Annotated in this window: 23 protein-coding genes; 11 read left to right on the top strand and 12 right to left on the bottom strand. The window is 57.7% G+C overall.

Annotation, left to right across the window (positions count from 1 at the left end; translation table 11 throughout):
- The first annotated feature begins 254 nt into the window (after positions 1-254).
- The 6 genes from ACZ41M_RS03180 (at position 255) to ACZ41M_RS03155 (ending at position 4,520) form a co-directional block, all read left to right on the top strand.
- Positions 255-1,265 carry a zinc-binding alcohol dehydrogenase family protein gene (locus ACZ41M_RS03180; RefSeq protein ID WP_011191343.1) on the top strand — a complete coding sequence of 337 codons (1,011 nt, stop codon included), beginning with the start codon at positions 255-257 and terminating at the stop codon, positions 1,263-1,265.
- Positions 1,266-1,338: 73 nt separating this feature from the next.
- On the top strand, positions 1,339-1,770 hold the full coding sequence (locus ACZ41M_RS03175) for a GlcG/HbpS family heme-binding protein (protein ID WP_004357630.1): 432 nt from the start codon (positions 1,339-1,341) through the stop codon (positions 1,768-1,770).
- A gap of 47 nt (positions 1,771-1,817) precedes the next feature.
- Positions 1,818-2,123 (top strand): DUF1330 domain-containing protein, encoded by a 306-nt coding sequence (locus tag ACZ41M_RS03170; protein ID WP_004357632.1) that lies wholly within the window; start codon positions 1,818-1,820, stop codon positions 2,121-2,123.
- A gap of 151 nt (positions 2,124-2,274) precedes the next feature.
- Entirely contained in the window at positions 2,275-2,745 is a 471-nt protein-coding gene (locus ACZ41M_RS03165; RefSeq protein WP_011191345.1) for a TlpA family protein disulfide reductase, read from the top strand.
- A gap of 3 nt (positions 2,746-2,748) precedes the next feature.
- Positions 2,749-3,261, top strand: coding sequence for a DM13 domain-containing protein (locus ACZ41M_RS03160; RefSeq protein WP_004357637.1), 513 nt, complete (start codon positions 2,749-2,751; stop codon positions 3,259-3,261).
- Positions 3,249-4,520 carry an MFS transporter gene (locus ACZ41M_RS03155; RefSeq protein ID WP_004357638.1) on the top strand — a complete coding sequence of 424 codons (1,272 nt, stop codon included), beginning with the start codon at positions 3,249-3,251 and terminating at the stop codon, positions 4,518-4,520. The genes ACZ41M_RS03160 and ACZ41M_RS03155 overlap by 13 nt, the downstream gene beginning before the upstream one ends.
- A gap of 30 nt (positions 4,521-4,550) precedes the next feature.
- Here the strand turns inward: ACZ41M_RS03155 and ACZ41M_RS03150 are convergent, their stop codons facing one another.
- The 7 genes from ACZ41M_RS03150 to msrB form a co-directional block, all read right to left on the bottom strand.
- Entirely contained in the window at positions 4,551-4,952 is a 402-nt protein-coding gene (locus ACZ41M_RS03150; protein ID WP_004099044.1) for a RidA family protein, read from the bottom strand.
- A 106-nt stretch (positions 4,953-5,058) separates the two neighbouring features.
- A complete protein-coding gene (locus tag ACZ41M_RS03145; RefSeq protein WP_464730338.1) occupies positions 5,059-5,508 on the bottom strand; it encodes a hypothetical protein in 450 nt (149 codons plus the stop codon).
- A gap of 87 nt (positions 5,509-5,595) precedes the next feature.
- A complete protein-coding gene (locus tag ACZ41M_RS03140; protein ID WP_004099040.1) occupies positions 5,596-6,168 on the bottom strand; it encodes a hypothetical protein in 573 nt (190 codons plus the stop codon).
- Positions 6,169-6,259: 91 nt separating this feature from the next.
- Positions 6,260-7,228 (bottom strand): magnesium and cobalt transport protein CorA, encoded by a 969-nt coding sequence (locus ACZ41M_RS03135; RefSeq protein ID WP_464730339.1) that lies wholly within the window; start codon positions 7,226-7,228, stop codon positions 6,260-6,262.
- Positions 7,225-7,929 (bottom strand): glutathione S-transferase N-terminal domain-containing protein, encoded by a 705-nt coding sequence (locus ACZ41M_RS03130; protein ID WP_003464969.1) that lies wholly within the window; start codon positions 7,927-7,929, stop codon positions 7,225-7,227. The genes ACZ41M_RS03135 and ACZ41M_RS03130 overlap by 4 nt, the downstream gene beginning before the upstream one ends.
- Positions 7,930-8,069: 140 nt before the next feature.
- Positions 8,070-8,609 (bottom strand): peptide-methionine (S)-S-oxide reductase MsrA, encoded by a 540-nt coding sequence (gene msrA / locus ACZ41M_RS03125; RefSeq protein WP_023294902.1) that lies wholly within the window; start codon positions 8,607-8,609, stop codon positions 8,070-8,072.
- Position 8,610: 1 nt separating this feature from the next.
- The gene (gene msrB, locus ACZ41M_RS03120) at positions 8,611-9,054 is read right to left on the bottom strand and encodes a peptide-methionine (R)-S-oxide reductase MsrB (RefSeq protein ID WP_047685449.1); all 444 of its coding nucleotides are present in this window, start codon (positions 9,052-9,054) and stop codon (positions 8,611-8,613) included.
- A 124-nt stretch (positions 9,055-9,178) separates the two neighbouring features.
- On the opposite strand from msrB, the gene ACZ41M_RS03115 reads away from it, so the two are divergent.
- The 3 genes from ACZ41M_RS03115 to ACZ41M_RS03105 all read left to right on the top strand — a co-directional run bounded on the left by ACZ41M_RS03115 (position 9,179) and on the right by ACZ41M_RS03105 (position 11,924).
- Positions 9,179-10,210 carry an IS630-like element ISEc33 family transposase gene (locus tag ACZ41M_RS03115; protein WP_375148045.1) on the top strand — a complete coding sequence of 344 codons (1,032 nt, stop codon included), beginning with the start codon at positions 9,179-9,181 and terminating at the stop codon, positions 10,208-10,210.
- Positions 10,211-10,436: 226 nt separating this feature from the next.
- Positions 10,437-10,805: a helix-turn-helix domain-containing protein gene (locus ACZ41M_RS03110; protein WP_464730340.1), complete on the top strand. Its 369-nt coding sequence runs from the start codon at positions 10,437-10,439 to the stop codon at positions 10,803-10,805.
- A gap of 42 nt (positions 10,806-10,847) precedes the next feature.
- Positions 10,848-11,924: an IS481 family transposase gene (locus ACZ41M_RS03105; protein WP_464729930.1), complete on the top strand. Its 1,077-nt coding sequence runs from the start codon at positions 10,848-10,850 to the stop codon at positions 11,922-11,924.
- Positions 11,925-12,074: 150 nt separating this feature from the next.
- Here the strand turns inward: ACZ41M_RS03105 and ACZ41M_RS03100 are convergent, their stop codons facing one another.
- On the bottom strand, positions 12,075-12,644 hold the full coding sequence (locus ACZ41M_RS03100) for a recombinase family protein (protein WP_171865819.1): 570 nt from the start codon (positions 12,642-12,644) through the stop codon (positions 12,075-12,077).
- 776 nt (positions 12,645-13,420) lie between these two features.
- Between ACZ41M_RS03100 and ACZ41M_RS03095 the strand changes: the two genes are divergently transcribed.
- Together ACZ41M_RS03095 and ACZ41M_RS03090 are read left to right on the top strand one after the other, a co-directional pair.
- Positions 13,421-13,732 carry a HigA family addiction module antitoxin gene (locus ACZ41M_RS03095; RefSeq protein ID WP_031943443.1) on the top strand — a complete coding sequence of 104 codons (312 nt, stop codon included), beginning with the start codon at positions 13,421-13,423 and terminating at the stop codon, positions 13,730-13,732.
- 172 nt (positions 13,733-13,904) lie between these two features.
- Complete coding sequence (locus ACZ41M_RS03090) at positions 13,905-14,210, top strand: hypothetical protein (RefSeq protein ID WP_464730341.1); 306 nt, start codon at positions 13,905-13,907, stop codon at positions 14,208-14,210.
- Here ACZ41M_RS03090 and ACZ41M_RS03085 read toward each other — a convergent pair.
- Genes ACZ41M_RS03085 through ACZ41M_RS03070 form a run of 4 tightly spaced genes read right to left on the bottom strand, consistent with a single transcriptional unit; the run spans position 14,207 to position 15,949 of the window.
- Complete coding sequence (locus ACZ41M_RS03085) at positions 14,207-14,764, bottom strand: recombinase family protein (protein WP_003100847.1); 558 nt, start codon at positions 14,762-14,764, stop codon at positions 14,207-14,209. The genes ACZ41M_RS03090 and ACZ41M_RS03085 overlap by 4 nt on opposite strands.
- On the bottom strand, positions 14,758-15,129 hold the full coding sequence (locus tag ACZ41M_RS03080) for a hypothetical protein (RefSeq protein WP_003100853.1): 372 nt from the start codon (positions 15,127-15,129) through the stop codon (positions 14,758-14,760). The genes ACZ41M_RS03085 and ACZ41M_RS03080 overlap by 7 nt, the downstream gene beginning before the upstream one ends.
- Entirely contained in the window at positions 15,126-15,626 is a 501-nt protein-coding gene (locus tag ACZ41M_RS03075; protein ID WP_003100856.1) for a hypothetical protein, read from the bottom strand. The genes ACZ41M_RS03080 and ACZ41M_RS03075 overlap by 4 nt, the downstream gene beginning before the upstream one ends.
- Positions 15,623-15,949 (bottom strand): hypothetical protein, encoded by a 327-nt coding sequence (locus tag ACZ41M_RS03070; RefSeq protein WP_003100858.1) that lies wholly within the window; start codon positions 15,947-15,949, stop codon positions 15,623-15,625. The genes ACZ41M_RS03075 and ACZ41M_RS03070 overlap by 4 nt, the downstream gene beginning before the upstream one ends.
- Positions 15,950-16,184 lie beyond the last annotated feature (235 nt).

Raw genomic sequence — 16,184 nt, 5'->3', positions numbered from 1 at the left:
GGTCGACTCCTCAACCGCTTGGGCGCTTATCGCCTCCATCCGGATGCTCACCCGCCGAACAGCAATAAACCGCTATTTTCGATAAACTTCTGAATCCGGCTCCGAGGTATGGAAACTATGTCGTACCGCTATTGGATATGTTGCGCGCATACCTTCATAGTCTGACACGCGAAATCTTTAAATCCTGAGTATATTTCGGAAGAAATTTCGATCTGATCGATAAGACTTCAGGATACAGCAAGCTGGAGACACCGATGAAAGCCGTTGGTTACAAGGTTCCGGGACCCATCGCCGAGGACGCCTCTCTGGTCGACATTGATCTGCCTCGGCCTGTCGCTGAAGGAGGCGATATCCTGGTTGAGGTGAAGGCTGTCTCGGTCAACCCGGTCGACTACAAAATCCGCAGCAGCACGCCGCCCGCTGATGGCGATTGGAAAGTGCTGGGATGGGATGCGGCCGGGATCGTGCAAGAGGTCGGCCCCGACGTGACGCAGTTCGCGGTAGGCGACGAGGTCTATTATGCCGGATCGCTCATAAGGCCTGGCACCAATGCGGAGTTCCATCTCGTCGACGCCCGGATCGTCGGTCGTAAACCCGCGTCGCTCGACTGGGCGGAAGCGGCGGCGCTGCCACTCACGACGTTGACGGCCTGGGAAGCCATGTTCGATCGCCTGGACGTGACGAAGCCCGTTCCCGGGGCGGCGGCGATCCTCATCATCGGTGGTGCGGGTGGGGTCGGGTCGATCGCCATCCAGATCGCTCGACAGCGCACGGATCTCATCGTCATCTCCACCGCCTCTCGGCCGGAAACCCAGGAGTGGGTTAAAGGGCTTGGGGCTCATCATGTCATCGACCACTCTCGGCCGCTCGCGCCACAGATTGCCGAGCTCAACATCGGCGCTCCCGCTTTCGTGTTCTCGACCACGCATACCGAGCAGCATGCATCCGACATCGCCGAACTGATCGCCCCGCAAGGACGGTTCGGATTCATCGACGATCCCAAGGCGCTCGACGTCATGCTGTTCAAGCGCAAGGCAGTGTCGATCCACCACGAGCTGATGTTCACACGGTCGCTCTACGGCACGCCCGACATGGATGAGCAGGGCAAGATCCTCAATTCGCTGGCGGTGCTGGTGGACGACGGCAAAATTCGCACGACGCTAACCGAAAAATTGTCGCCAATTAATGCCGCCAATCTGAAGACGGTGCACGCACTGATCGAAAGTGGCGCGGCAAGAGGCAAGATTGTCCTCGAAGGCTTCTGATGACTGCCACCGCCGAACGTCTTTTCTAACCTCAAGAACGCCGGACGGATTACGCCACGGCGAAGGAAATTTCATGACGAAATCCATTGCCACCGCCTCGATCAACCGCGAAACCGCCGTCGCCCTCATCGACGCGGCGATCGCCGCGGCACGTACAATCGGCATCCCGGCTGCGGTCGCCGTCGTCGACGCCACCGGTAACCTGCGCGCGTTCGAGCGCACTGATGACGCGCCGTTTCTCACCGTCGATGTTGCCATCGACAAGGCTTGGAGTTCCGCCTCGTTTGGGTACCCCACCCATGTCTGGAACGACTATGTTTCGAACGATCCAAAAGTGGCGCCGCTGGCCTATCGCCCCCGGATGGTCGCTGTCGGCGGAGGCTATCCGATCCTGGAAGACGGGAAGTTGATCGGCGGGATCGGCATCTCCGGAGGCAACTATCAGCAGGATCAGGATGCGTGCGTCGAGGCACTCACGAAAATCGGGTTCGAGCTGCCAGCCTGACGACTTTAAGGCCATCGCCAGCGGCGGTGGCCTGCAGATGCGACCTTATGAAAGACTTTAAGATGGAAGCGTTCGTCGTCTTCACCCGCGAAGAAACCACCGATCCGGAAGAACTCGCAACCTATTCTGCAGGCGTCGGCCCATCGTTCGATGGCCACGACGTAACCTTTCTCGCCGCTTATGGCGCGATGGAGCATTTGGAGGGGCCGCCCGTCGAAGGGGCCGTAATTTTGCGGTTCCCGACGATGCAGGCCGCCCGTGATTGGTATCATAGCCCCGCCTACCAAACCATCGCTGCGCACCGTTTTGCCGGTTCCCGCTATCGCGCCTTTGTCATTGAGGGGCGGCGGTGACACACCGACGGAAGAACGGCGGGGCTGGCCACGAGGTATCGGTCGGCGAACTCGCATCCTACAACCTGTAGGGGATCAAGGCGGTGAGGTTCGCGTGCCATCGCCACACGCGACCACTCATCGGACTTCTGCATCGGAATTGGAGGATCAGATGAGCGTCGACGAACGACAAGCCCCCGAGCTGCGGGTGCAGAGATGGATTGGCGCGGATGGAGAAAGCATCGCGCCGCTCAAGCTGTCGGATCTCGGCACCGGCCCGAAAGTCCTCTTCGCCTTCCAGCACTGGTGCCGTGGCTGCCATTTGCATGGATTTCCGACGCTACAAAGGTTGCATGGTGCATTGAGCGCCAAGGGCGTGGGCTTCGCGGTGATCCAGACCGTCTTCGAAGGAGCGGATGAGAACACCTTCGAGAAGCTGCGCGTGAACCAGCTCAAGTATGCGCTTCCTGTCGCGTTCGGTCAGGACGAGCCACCTGCCGGCGCGACGCTTCCCACCTTCATGGAGGACTACCGCACGCGGGGAACGCCCTGGTTCTCCGTGATGGACGCTGGCGGCCGCATCGTATTCTCGGACTTCCATCTCGACGCCGATCAGCTCGTGAAGGGACTGGAGCTGGTGTAACCGATGCGGCGCTGGGTCATCCTGATTGCCACCCATCTCGCGATGCTCGCCATGGGCTTCGCGGGCGGTGTCTACACGCTGCCGATCCTGACCGCCCCCCAGGCCCCGGACGCGGCGGCCTTGCGGACCATCTCAGCCGAGACGCTCTACGCAGGGCGTCTGGCCCGCGATCTCAAAGGCAGCGACCTGCTTCACTGGGGGGAAGGCGAGATCCGGGTCTCGCGCGACCGTATCGCCCATATCGGGCGCCTCGCCCCTGGTCCCGACTACAAGCTCTACCTCGCACCACGTTTCGTCGACACGAAGGAGGCCTTTCTCCTAATCAAGGACAGATCAGTCCGCGTGGGCGATGTGAAGACGTTCAACGGCTTCATCGTCGAGGTGCCTGCCGGCATCGATGTCCGTGACTACAACACGGTCGTCATCTGGTGCGAAGCATTCGACCAGTTCATCAGTGCGGCAGAGTATCAACCCTCAAGTCAGGCCCGAGAACGAGCCCGGCGATGGATACCATGAGGTCGGCGGGCAAGCGCGGCCTCGTTCTCGCGCCGGTGGCGGCGCTGCTGCTGAGCGTCGCCGCTCTGCTGCTGGGCAATGGCCTGCTGAGCACGCTCCTGATCGTGAGAGCCGGCCATAAGGGGTTCTCGACCGGCGCGATCAGCGCGATGATGTCCTTCTATTTCGCGGGTTTCACGATCGGCGCGCTCGTGTTGCCACCGATCATCGTCTCCGTGGGACATGTCAGAACCTTCGCCGGCTTCGCGGCCATTGCCTCGATGACCGCCCTTCTCCATGTGGCGTTCGTGGAGCCGATCGCCTGGATGCCGCTTCGCCTGATTACCGGCTTCGCCTACGCGGGCATGATCCTCGCAACGGAGAGTTGGCTCAACGCCCACGCATTGCCATCCACACGCGGGCAGCTCCTGTCGATATTCGGAGTTGTCTCTATGGGCTCATGGGCAATCGGGCAGGCGTTACTCAACATCGCACCGCCCGCCGACGTGACATTGTTCCTCATCGTGTCGCTGCTGATATCAGCGGCGGTGGTTCCGATCACCTTGCTGCCCAGTCATCCGCCGGCCCAGGTGGAACAGGAATGGGTCGCGTTCAGGGACCTCGTCCTCGTATCACCTCTCGCTGCGGCTGGCGCTTTCCTGGCCGGCCTGGCTATCGGTGGTTTCTGGGGCATGGGCGCGAACTTCGCCCAGAGCATCGGCCTCGATGTGGGCGGTATCTCCGCCTTCATGGCTGCGGTTCTTGGTGGAACGCTCGCCTTCCATTGGCCACTCGGTTGGCTTTCGGATCGAGTGCCCCGGAATCTTGTCATCGCCGGTGCGGCGCTGGCGTCCGCAGCGTCTGCCATCGGCGTAGCGTTGGCGGTGGAAGCGCCTCTGCCGCTGCTCCTTGCGGCAGGTGCGCTGTTCGGCGGCTTTGGCATCCCGATTTATTCGTTGTGTCTCGCCGTCGCAAACGACGATCTTCCGGCCGGTCGGCTACTCGGCACCGCGCGCGGGCTTCTGTTGCTCAACGGGATCGGGACAGCCGCTGGCCCCCTAATAGGAGCAGCTGCAATGAATATCGTCGGCCCTGGCGGCCTGTTCCTTTATGCGGCGGCGTTGCTCACGCTCCTGGCAGTGCTGGCCATCGCCCGCAGGCAGCCGAGGCGCGCCAACCAGGCCAAGGCGGCCCCCCGTTCTCCGAGCACGCCGATGATAACCGGATCTCTCGATACGATGATATGCATGGAGAAGCGGGCGCAGGGCGTGCGGGATTAGCGCGGCACGGCGCCTGCACGAACCGCGGGGTCAGGCGATGATAGCTGTTACGCGAATTTCGATACGCATGGTTGGAAGCCCCAGCGCTTCGATTCCCAACTGCGTCCAGATTGGAGCGCGGTCGGGCATGTAGTGGCGATACAGCTTGGCCATTGTTTCGTTGATCACGGGAGGGAATCCACCGACGTGATAGGAATTGACGTGGACCACATGCGGCCAGCGTGCTCCGGCGGTCGCGAGCGTCCGTTCCACGTTCTTGAACGCCTGCTCGATCTCTTCCTCAATCGACTCCGGAATGACGAGATCGTCGTTCCATCCGCCCTGTCCGGAGATCTCCACGCGGTCACCAATGCGCATTGCCTGAGAATAATGAAGCGCGTCATGCAGGCGCGTCCCGTATCCGGGGGTGATGAAGAATGAAGGTGTTGTCATGAGTTTGCCTTTGATGAGCCAGGTCAACGCGGCTGCAAGTGACCGTATGCATGCAGAAAGAGATGCAGGGCGTTCGGCACTAGCGCGCCGGCTGCGGTGGAGGGCTTTATTCCACGTCTTCTACGGTGAGGTCCCGGCCGTTGAACTGCACGGTCTCCCCGGCTCGGGCACCCTCGATCGCTTCGAAGATCGGCGCCATCGTGGAAATGCTCATGAGCTCACGCCCCTGACAGGTAAACTTGCTCGTTGACACCGCGATCACAAAGTGGCGGCCGGACAGCTTGACGACAGCGCCTTCGTTGACGGCCAACTTGGGGCCGAAATCGATCGTCCTGAGCTTTTCGAGTTTATTGGCGTAGTCATGGAGCGTGTCATCGAGCGCTTCAGCGAAGTCGCTCGCGACCTCGGCCTGAGCTAGTTCGTCGTTTTCGATCGGTTCGCTCCGATCGAGCCGAGCGGTAGAGACATAGTCCAGGTAGTTTTCGCGAGCGCTGTGCAACGCTGCTGTCTCCAGCAAGAGCATAGTTTCTCGTATGTGGTCCTTGTTCCAGTCCATAATCACCTCCTAATTTTCGATGTTCTTAAAGTTCAGCCTGCAGATGTGTGGGCCAGGAAGGCCAGCCTTTCCGGCTAAGCGACACCGCTATTCGTCGCTGATGACGTCTTCGCCCTGGTATGGAACCCTGATCAGCCGAGGATCTCGAATGATGCTCGTGACGAGCCAGACATATTCCTGCTCGGCGGTATCGAAGCCGAGGATGCTGAAGGATTGGCCGAAAGGGCATGGCGGGAAGTCTGGAAAGCCCTCGCGCAGAACGTAACGCTCGGGATCGCTGTGAAACTCGCTCTTGTAGACTTTCCGTAGTCCGTGCTTGCTCGGCGCGTCCTGGTCACCTGCCGGTGCTGTTTCCCGATGCGCCACAAGGCGCTCGGACAAGTCGCGGGGGCAGATTTCGTGGAACACGTCGAAGGCGTCGATCAACAGGCCTTTATGCTCTGTCGCCGGATCGGTGATCGCGTAGATGTTGGAGGCATCTTCGCCGTCGTCCCCGCTCTCGAGGCGCAACGCCGCATCGACGCGAATGCTGCATGCATCGAGGGTTGACCCTAGTTCGAGATCGACGAGATTGCCGTCCTTGACGCGGTATTCGCGGTCATAGCCTTTGGCGATGAATGACTGGACTGCTTCTAGAACGTCGGTCACCTGGGAGGTCATGGAAGCACCTTCATCTTGAACTGGATTGGACACGCTCGCGCACAAAGCGCGCTGTGACTCGGCGGACGGAGAAGCTCGCGAAGTGCGTTACTCATAGCCACTTGGCCTTCTTGAAGCGCATGAATAGGAGAAGGCAGAACACCGCTATCACTCCGAGCACGACGAAGTAGCCATATGGCGTGTCCAGTTCCGGCATGTGCTTGAAGTTCATGCCATATATTCCGGCGATCGCCGTCGGGACCGTCAAGATCGCCGCCCAGGCCGCGAGCTGGCGAGTGACCACACCGATCCTTTGCGCTTCCAGAAGGCTGCTGGCCTCGAAGACCGTGGACAGGACAAGCAGGAGGCCGTCGACCATGGACTGCACGCGGTGGACATGGTCCGCGACGTCGTGGAAATATGGTGTCATTTCGGCGCTGATGCAGGGAAAGTGGCCGCGAACGAGCTTTCGCACCAGCTCGGCCATAGCCCCGAGCGTGCGCTGGAACCGCGTGAGTTCGGACCTTAGTTCGAAGATTCGCGCCACCTCTTCTGGCCCGAGGAAATCGTGCAGCGACCGTCGCTCCATCGCCAGGACGTCGTCCTCGATCATTTCGAAGATGGGCAGATACTGGTCGACCACGCGATGCAAGATCGCGTGCAGCACATAGTCGACACCCTTGCCGAACTGCGTCGGCGATGCCTCGAGTTGCTCCCGAAGTTTGCCCAGCGCTCCGGCATTGCCGTGCCGCACGGTGATAAGGTGATTGTGACCGGTGAAGATCGCCATCTTGCCGTAGCTGATCCGGTCGCCGACCAGCTCGGCGGTCTGCGCGACGACGTACAACTCATCGTTGTAGACCTCGAGCTTGGGCGGGCACAGCGGGTGCATCGCGTTGTCGATCGCCAACGGATGAAGATTATATGTCCTTTGGATCGCGAGTAGTTCCTCGGGGGTGGGTTCGCTAAGCGCGATCCAGCAGAAGCCCGAGCGACTCTCGCCCAACTTGACGTGCTCATCGAGCGCGATTTCGCGAACTCGCTTGCCTTCGTTGTAATAATAGGCGGCGATGATGCTCATGCTGGCCTCGCGGGAATGTGGAGGCCACGCTGGACGGCCGGTCGAGCCAGCCCGCGTCCAAGCCATGCGCGGACGTTCGAAAAGCTGCTGAGGCCAAGGATGTCACCCGCAGCGTAGAATTCCACCAGCGCATTCACCCAGCCGAGCGTCGCGATGTCCGCGATCGAATAGTCGTCGACGATCCAGTCGCGGCCTTCCAGCCGGCGATCCAGAATCCCCAGCAGACGCGTGGATTCGTCGATAAAGCGCTGTTGCGGCCGCTTGTCCTCATAGTCCTTGCCGCCAAATCGCAGGAAGAAGCCGAGCTGACCGAACATCGGCCCGATGGCCGACATCTGAAAGAACACCCACGCTAGGGTCTCGTAACGCTGGCCTGGTTCGGTGGAGATGAACTGACCCGTCTTGTCGGCCAGATAGAGGAGGATCGCACCGGATTCCCATAAGGCGATGGGTCTACCGTCAGGGCCAGCCGGATCGATGATCGCCGGTATGCGTCCGTTCGGGTTCAGCGACACGAACGCCGGATCCTTCGACTCGTTGTTCGAGATGTCGATCAGGTGGGGCTCGTACGCCAGGCCAGTCTCCTCAAGCATGATCGAGACCTTGACGCCATTGGGCGTAGGGGCTGCGTAGAGTTGCAGGCGATCGGGATGAGATGCCGGCCAGCGCTGCGTGATCGGAAAGGACGAGAGGTCTGGCATAAATCTGCGATCCTGGTGTTGTGATGGCGACTGACTGGAACGAGCCGTCACTCTGAAGTAGGGTTCGATGACCGCGTCGCTGAACGACGCGGTCACGAAGATTGCGGACCGGACCGGCGCAGTGGCAACGGCAGTGAAGCCTATTCCGCCGCGGTCCCGGCCGCTGGCTGTACGTCGTCAACCTTTTGGCGCTTCGGAAGCACCCAGCCGGGACGGACGAAGTGGCAGGTGTAGCCGCCCGGGTGCTTCTCCAGATAATCCTGGTGATCGGGCTCGGCCTCCCAGAACTCGCCGACCGGCTGGACCTCGGTCACCACTTTGCCATCCCACAGCCCCGAGGCATCCACATCGGCGATCGTATCCTCGGCGACGCGCTTCTGCTCCTCGTCGACATAATAGATGCCCGACCGGTAGGAGAGCCCACGATCATTGCCCTGGCGGTTCAGCGTCGTCGGATCGTGGATCTGGAAGAAGAATTCCAGGATGTTCCGGTAGCTCGTCACTGTCGGGTCGAAGACAATCTCGATCCCCTCGGCATGCGTGCCGTGATTACGATACGTGGCGTTCGGAATATCGCCGCCCGTGTAACCCACACGGGTCGAGATGATGCCGGGCCGCTTGCGGATCAGATCCTGCATGCCCCAGAAACATCCTCCTGCGAGAACAGCGCGCTGATGCATGTTAAGCCTCCTCTACTTGATCGAGATATTCACCGTATCCCTCGGACTCCATCTCGTCGCGCGGGATGAAGCGAAGGGACGCTGAGTTGATGCAGTACCGCAGACCGCCGCGGTCGGAAGGACCATCGGGGAACACATGGCCGAGATGACTGTCTGCGTGTACTGACCTGACCTCCGTCCGGACCATGCCGTGTGCGCTGTCCCGCACCTCCTTCACGTTTGCCGAAACGATCGGCTTGGTGAAGCTGGGCCAGCCAGTACCCGAATCGAACTTGTCCGTCGAAGCGAACAGTGGCTCTCCCGACACTATGTCGACGTAGATGCCAGGCTCCTTGTTGTCGTTGTACTCGCCCGTGAAGGGCCTTTCGGTCCCCGAATCCTGGGTAATCCGGCGTTGCTCGGGGGTCAGGCGGTCAACTGCTGCCTGTGACTTCTCAAACTTCATGATAGTCTCCAATAATTAATCTAAATAGATGCGCGGAATAGTAGATCACTGAAAGGGAACTCAGCCCGGATTGTGCGATCTGATCAATCGCCAAACCAACCAAAACCACCAACCGGACTGAGCGATGCCGATTATAGCACCAATACCCCGTGGCGAACAACGCCTGATGCAGAAAGCTATTCATAAAACGCGCGATAAAAATCATGCCCGCAGACTCACGGCCATGCTGATGCTTCATCGGGGTGAACGGGTCAGCGATGTTGCCAGAACTCTCTGTTGTGCTCGTTCATCCGTTGGTCGCTGGATTAACTGGTTTACGCACTCAGGTATTGAAGGCCTGAAATCCTTACCCGCAGGGCGCTCCCGACGCTGGCCTTTTGAACATATCTGCACCCTGTTACGTGAGCTGATAAAGCATTCTCCCGGCGATTTTGGTTATCAACGTTCACGCTGGAGCACCGAATTACTGGCATTAAAAATCAATGAGATAACCGGTTGCCAGTTACATGCAGGAACCGTTCGCCGCTGGTTGCCATCTGCGGGGCTTGTATGGCGCAGGGCCGCGCCAACTCTGCGTATCCGTGACCCACATAAAGATGAAAAGATGGCGGTAATCCACAAAGCGCTGGATGAATGCAGCGCAGAGCATCCGGTATTTTATGAAGATGAAGTGGATATCCACCTTAATCCTAAAATCGGTGCGGACTGGCAGTTGCGCGGACAGCAGAAACGGGTAGTGACGCCGGGGCAGAACGAAAAATACTATCTGGCCGGCGCACTGCACAGTGGCACGGGTAAAGTCAGCTACGTGGGCGGCAACAGCAAAAGTTCAGCGCTGTTTATCGCTCTGCTGAAGCACCTGAAAGCCACTTACCGGCGGGCGAAAACAATCACGCTGATCGTTGATAACTACATTATCCATAAAAGCCGCGAAACACAGCGCTGGTTGAAAGCAAATCCCAAGTTCAGGGTAATTTACCAGCCGGTTTACTCGCCGTGGGTGAATCATGTGGAACGGCTATGGCAGGCACTTCATGACACGATAACCCGTAATCATCAGTGCCGCTCAATGTGGCAGTTACTGAAAAAGGTCCGCCATTTTATGGAAACCGCCAGCCCATTCCCCGGAGGAAAACATGGTCAGGCAAAAGTGTAGCGGTATTAGGCGCAGCTATTTAGGGCATCTGGCGATTATTGGGAGCAATTATTGGGTTTGGAGGATACAGCCAGGCTAATGCAAATCAGGATTTCAGATCTTAGATTGGCCGTGCTTAGTGGAAAAATGATCAATGGGAAATTGCCGCCCAAGATCCACTCTGTTAGTGGGGGCGGTCATTTATTTTTTGATGGTCAGGAAATTAAAGAGTGGCTGGCGTTAAAAAATGACTAATTATATTACCGATGAAGAAATAATTAAGGCTTACCAGGAAGAAGGTACATTACACAAATTAGCAAGTAGGCTAGGAATTTCATATCCCACCGCCGTTAGCTGGACTACCGACATAGGAATAAAGCTAAATCGGCAAGGCTATAACAGCCCCTCTCACGACTTTACAAATCTACAATGCCGCCATGCCAGGGAATTTCTAAAAATGACCAGGGATGATTTCTGCTCGTTATCCAAAGTAAGCAAAACAGCTCTAAGGGAGTTTGAATTAGGGAAGGCCAATATCAGGAGGGAGACGGCTAATAAAATATTGGCCGCTTTTGAGGTGATGGGGATCAGGTTCATTGTATTAGTTAAGACTTAATCTGACGTTTTGTTTATCATATAGGAAACAAAGGAGTCAGAAATGAACACTCAATCAAGTCACAAGATTATCAAAAATAAATTAGGTTTGCTCAATTTAGCCCAAACTTTGGGCAGTGTCTCAAAAGCCTGCAAGACGATGGGATTTAGTCGAGACAGTTACTATCGGTTTAGAGATTTGTATGAGCGCGGAGGTGAGGCGGCGTTACAAGAAATCAGTCGCCGTAAACCGATACTCAAGAACCGTATCGACCCGTCAATAGAAGAAGCGGTGGTCAACTTCGCCATAGACAAACCCGCGTATGGACAGCACCGAGTGAGCAATGAATTACGCAAAGTTGGCGTATTTGTTTCAGGTGGTGGCGTTCGTTCCATTTGGTTACGCCATGACTTAGAAACCTTCCAGAAGCGACTCAAAGCATTATCAGCCAAAATCGCACAAGACGGCATCATACTCACAGAAGACCAACTGTTTGCACTCGAACGTGCTCGCGAAGAGAAACAAGCGCATGGTGAAATCGAAACCGAACATCCAGGCTATTTGGGTTCGCAAGACACCTATTACGTCGGCACGATTAAAGGCGTGGGGCGGATTTATCAACAAACCTACATCGACACTTACTGCAAGCTGGCGATTGTCAAACTGTATCAACAAAAACACGCCATTACTTCGGCTGATTTGCTTAATGACCGTGTGATACCGTTCTATGAGGCGCACGACATACCGCTGTTACGCATCCTTACAGACCGAGGCAGTGAATACTGTGGCAACCGAGAAACGCATGAGTATCAGTTATATTTGGACTTAGAGGACATTGAGCACACGCGTACCAAGGTCAAGCATCCGCAAACCAATGGCATTTGTGAACGTTTCCACAAAACCATACAAAACGAATTCTACGCCACCGCATTTCGGCGTAAAATATACAACAGTTTGGAAGAGTTACAAGTCGACTTGGACGCATGGGTGCTGGATTACAACGAGCAACGAACCCACTCAGGGAAGCATTGCTTTGGTAAAACACCCATGCAAACTTTTTTAGATAGCAAACATATCGCTATCGAGAAACAACTGAATCGGACATTTCAGACAACCGAGTCAGTTTTAGCGACAGCCTAATAACTGTCTGTCAGGTCAAGTCGTGGCTACTACAGTTCAATGCTGATGGCACCTTTTCACATGGCCAAAGTACCCCCCGCGATTGACTGCGTAACCTGCTTTTTTATGTTAAATGGCAGTGCGAGAAGTGAGCTATGATGCGGCTTGCAGCTAGGTATCAGATGGCGACAATCTCGCCAATGCTGCGTTTAAAGTCGGCCTAGACACACCAAAGTGTTTTGCAACTTCAGCTTTCGTTATCTCTACATCCGACAGCATGGCCCTTGCCTTCCTGGCGTCTTCATCTGACATGGCCAAGGGTCGCCCACCGCGTCGCCCTCTTGCCCTTGCAGCCTCCAACCCTGCCCGTGTGCGCTCTTGCAGTCGTGCGCGTTCGTATTCAGCCAAGGCCGCAAACACATGGAACACTAGAGCCCCGTTCGCCGTTGTGGTGTCTATGTCTGATTGGGTTAGGGAGCGGAACCCGATCCCCTGGCGCTTCAACGAGCTGACTATCTCGATCAGGTCTTTGATGCTCCTTCCCAGTCGATCTAAGTGCCACACAATCAACGTATCCCCTCCCCTCAAGGTATCTAGGCACCGTTCAAGCTCTGGGCGTTCTGGGCTGGCCCCTGATAGCTTCTCAACGTACACGCGCTGACACCCGGCCTTGTCCAGGGCGTCCAGTTGCAGCGCCGTTTCTTGTTTGTCCCTTGATACCCTGGCGTAACCTATCAGCATGTAACCTCCAAAAAACGCGCCTTTTCTTTCCTTGATATTTTGACGGGTTATTTTACGTGAAAAGCGGCTGGATCGGGGAGGTGGCCAGCAAATCCAATCACGTAAAGAAAACCATCGTTATTTTTACGTATGTTTTGGATTACGCAATCCAAAATTGAGGCACTAGATATGGGGGCCGTGATCAGCTGCCGGCGCACAAGATATTGTGTTGGTGCCGGCTGTGGTGAAGTTCAGATCTGGACGCCAGAAGGAAATCGACCAGGTGGCCACCTCACCAGGCACCGGCAGCAGCTCAACCAGGTGATCGCCTCGATGCGGTGAGACAAGTCCCTCCCCTATTACAGGCGACAGCTCGACCAGGTGGCCAACGTACCAGGCACCGGCAGCAGCTCAACCAGGTGATCGCCTCGATGCGGTGAGACAAGTCCCTTCCCTATTACAGGCAGCAGCTCGACCAGGTGGCCAACGTACCAGGCACCGGCAGCAGCTCAACCAGGTGGCCAACGTACCAGGCACGGGCAACAGCTCAACCAGGTGATCGCCTCGATGCGGTGAGACAAGTCCCTCCCCTATTACAGGCAGCAGCTCGACCAGGTGGCCAACGTACCAGGCACCGGCAGCAGCTCAACCAGGTGGCCAACGTACCAGGCACGGGCAACAGCTCAACCAGGTGATCGCCTCGATGCGGTGAGACAAGTCCCTCCCCTATTACAGGGGGAGCCTGATCTATTGTTGAAGTTTACCAACTAGGTTACACTTCAAAATACATCATTCTGATGAGGGCTTATCACATGAACCAATCACGACCGGCCACACCTGGCCAGATACTTGAAAGGGAATTCTTGGCCCCGTACGGAATCACTCAAACAGACTTGGCCACCCATACCGGATGGACAAGAAAGCACGTTAATCAGCTATGTCGCGGGCGGGTGCCTGTTACAGTCGATAGCGCGTTTATCCTGGCAGCAGCTACACGAACAGAGCCGGAATACTGGCTAGGGCTGCAAAGTGCCGTGGATCTATGGGACGCAGAGAATAACGAGGCGTTGCGTAGTCGTCTAGGACAGGTGAGGCCGTTAGCGGCGTAGAAAGGGAAAACCCCGGAAACCAACTTGGCGGGCGGTTTACCGGGGTCTAAATTTGGTGGCACTTTCGGTGAGCTTGGCGGCAACCGAGGTGCCGGAGCCTGGATAAGGCTAAGGGTTGCACCTCCTATTATAGCGGGAGTGTACCCCTTGGCAAGTTAGGGGTGCATCAATAATGGCGCAAGCTCAGTTGTCCTTGTTCGGTCAGAACGAGGCAGAAACATATCACGACACAAGCGCAAGGGGATTTTTCTCGCTCCTGGTGCAATGGCCAACCGGCAAACGTCAATCCTCTTTCCCTCTTGAGCAGATGCCAACAGTCCTTAATGCTGTTGATCATCGTCTTGATACCTGGCTATCACAGGCCGAGTTTATGCGGCCAAACAGACGAGTCGTGAACCTTCTTCGGATTGGTTTGCTATTCGCTGATCTCGATACCTACAAGGGGTCGTCTCAGAAAACGGAAAATAAAGCACGCTAAGCGTGCGTGGAGGCTGGCACCCAGCGGTACAGCGTCGGAATGGACACGCCGAGGTTCTTGGCCACGTCCTTGGGCGGCACCCCGCTGGCCAGCAGCTTCTTGGCCGACTCGATCTTGCTGTCGGTCATCTTCGGCTTGCGGCCGCCTTTGCGGCCGAGCTGCTTGGCGACTTCCAGCCCGGCGCGGGTGCGCTCGACGGTCAGCTCGCGCTCCATTTCGGCAAGGCTCGCCATGACGTGGAAGAAGAACCGCCCGGATGGTGTGCCGGTGTCGATGGAGTCGGTGAGGCTCCTGAACTGGACACCGTGCTTGTGCAGATCGCCGACCAGATCGACCAGTTGCTTGACCGACCGGCCCAGCCGGTCGAGCTTCCAGACGACCAAAGTATCGCCTTCGCGCAGCATTTCGAGCGTCTTGGCCAAGCCAGGCCGGTCTGCCCGCGTGCCACTCACCTTGTCCTCGAAGACCTTTTTACATCCGGCCTTGCTCAAGGCTTCGCGTTGCAGCTCCAGGTTCTGATCCTGCGTCGAGACGCGCGCATAGCCAATCAACATGGCTTGTCTCGCGCCCGGTCGATGCGTTCCTGCATCGCCTGCATCACTTCTTCGTGGGTGTACGATCTGGCGTTGGCGTCGGTGGCTTGCCGCAGGGCTTCCTCAACCTCGCGCGTCATCCGCTCGTAATCCTCCGGCCACAGCGCTTGCTCCATGCGCAGCGACGCCTGACCCAGCAGGTGCAGCAGGCTGAACAGCCGCATGTCGTTGGTGGCGACGATGCGCTCCCGAATCTGCTCCTGAATAGCTTCGCTAGCCCGATGCGCTTGTGGTGTGGCAGTCCCCTCGTAGTCAGCGGGGAATTCCGCTTCCTCGGCAATCCTTGCCCAGGCGCTGGCCAGCGCCTCGATGGTTGACGTGCTCATTTCCGCCGCTCCTGTGCTCTTTGGCGAATCAACCGGCCAAGGGGCCTCGACGCGAAAACCAGCAGCATCACGCCTATCGGATACCAGGTCGAGAAGACCACCAAGGCATCGAAGGCTGGCCGTCCGGTGTTGGTAGGCAGTACGGCGGTCACAGCCATCAACCCGCCGACCGTCCAGATGATGCGCCACACGTAGGGCATCACGCGGGGCACGTAGCCGTCATCGAAAGCGGTCTGGTAGTAGCGGCGCAGGCCGCGCTCGGCAAGCGCCTGGCGCTGCCGCTCCGACAGCGCATCCGTCCGGCCATACCAGCGCCGGAATGGTGGACAGCGCAGCAGCAAAGGGGTGAAGAGGATCATCACCGCCACGATCGCGACACCCCACGCCATGACGGCGCCGGCATCGGGCCGCTTGGCGTTCTCGATCACGGGCGCGAAGACGCCCGGAGCACCGATCATCCAGAACAGCGCAATGTGCTGATGGAAGGAGAGCTTCATTTGCTCATCCACTTGCGCAGCAGGCGCTTTTTCAGGGAGGCGCGTTCTTGCGGGTTGCGTCCCTTGTGATTGGCGATGCGATCCGCCGTGGCGGCCTGGCGCTTGACGGGCCAGTAGGAGCGGCCATCCTTGCCCATCGACCAGACGCTGCTGGCCTGGTTTTCCAGCAGGGGCAGATGGGCGCTCAGGGCTTCGGGCGACGCGCTGGTCAGCGCCGTGCGCTCACGGGTGCGCCAGCGCTGATGCCAGAGCTTCTTGTCCTCGCGCTCGCTGCCGCAGGTCGTGTGCCCGACGATGGGTGTTTTGCGGCGGCTGCGGCTCATAACGTAGTGGTCTCCAAGAACATTCAGGACTGATCCCAGGCGTCGATGGTCAAGACCTGATCGGCAGGACAGGCGGCTACGCGGTCGGGAACTGGATGGTGTTCAGTCTCATGCCGACCCCATTCGATTGATCGCGTCGCTTGCGGCACGCTGCGACGCAAGGAGGTTTGCGACCTGGTTTAGCAGCCGTGTCCGCTGCATGTCTGTTACCTATCTCCCCGACCGCTCATTGGAC

The sequence above is a fragment of the Puribacter membranae genome, assembly GCF_055380425.1.
The sequence above is the reverse complement of the archived record's forward strand: the minus strand, read 5'-3'. Positions and strand labels throughout refer to the sequence as shown.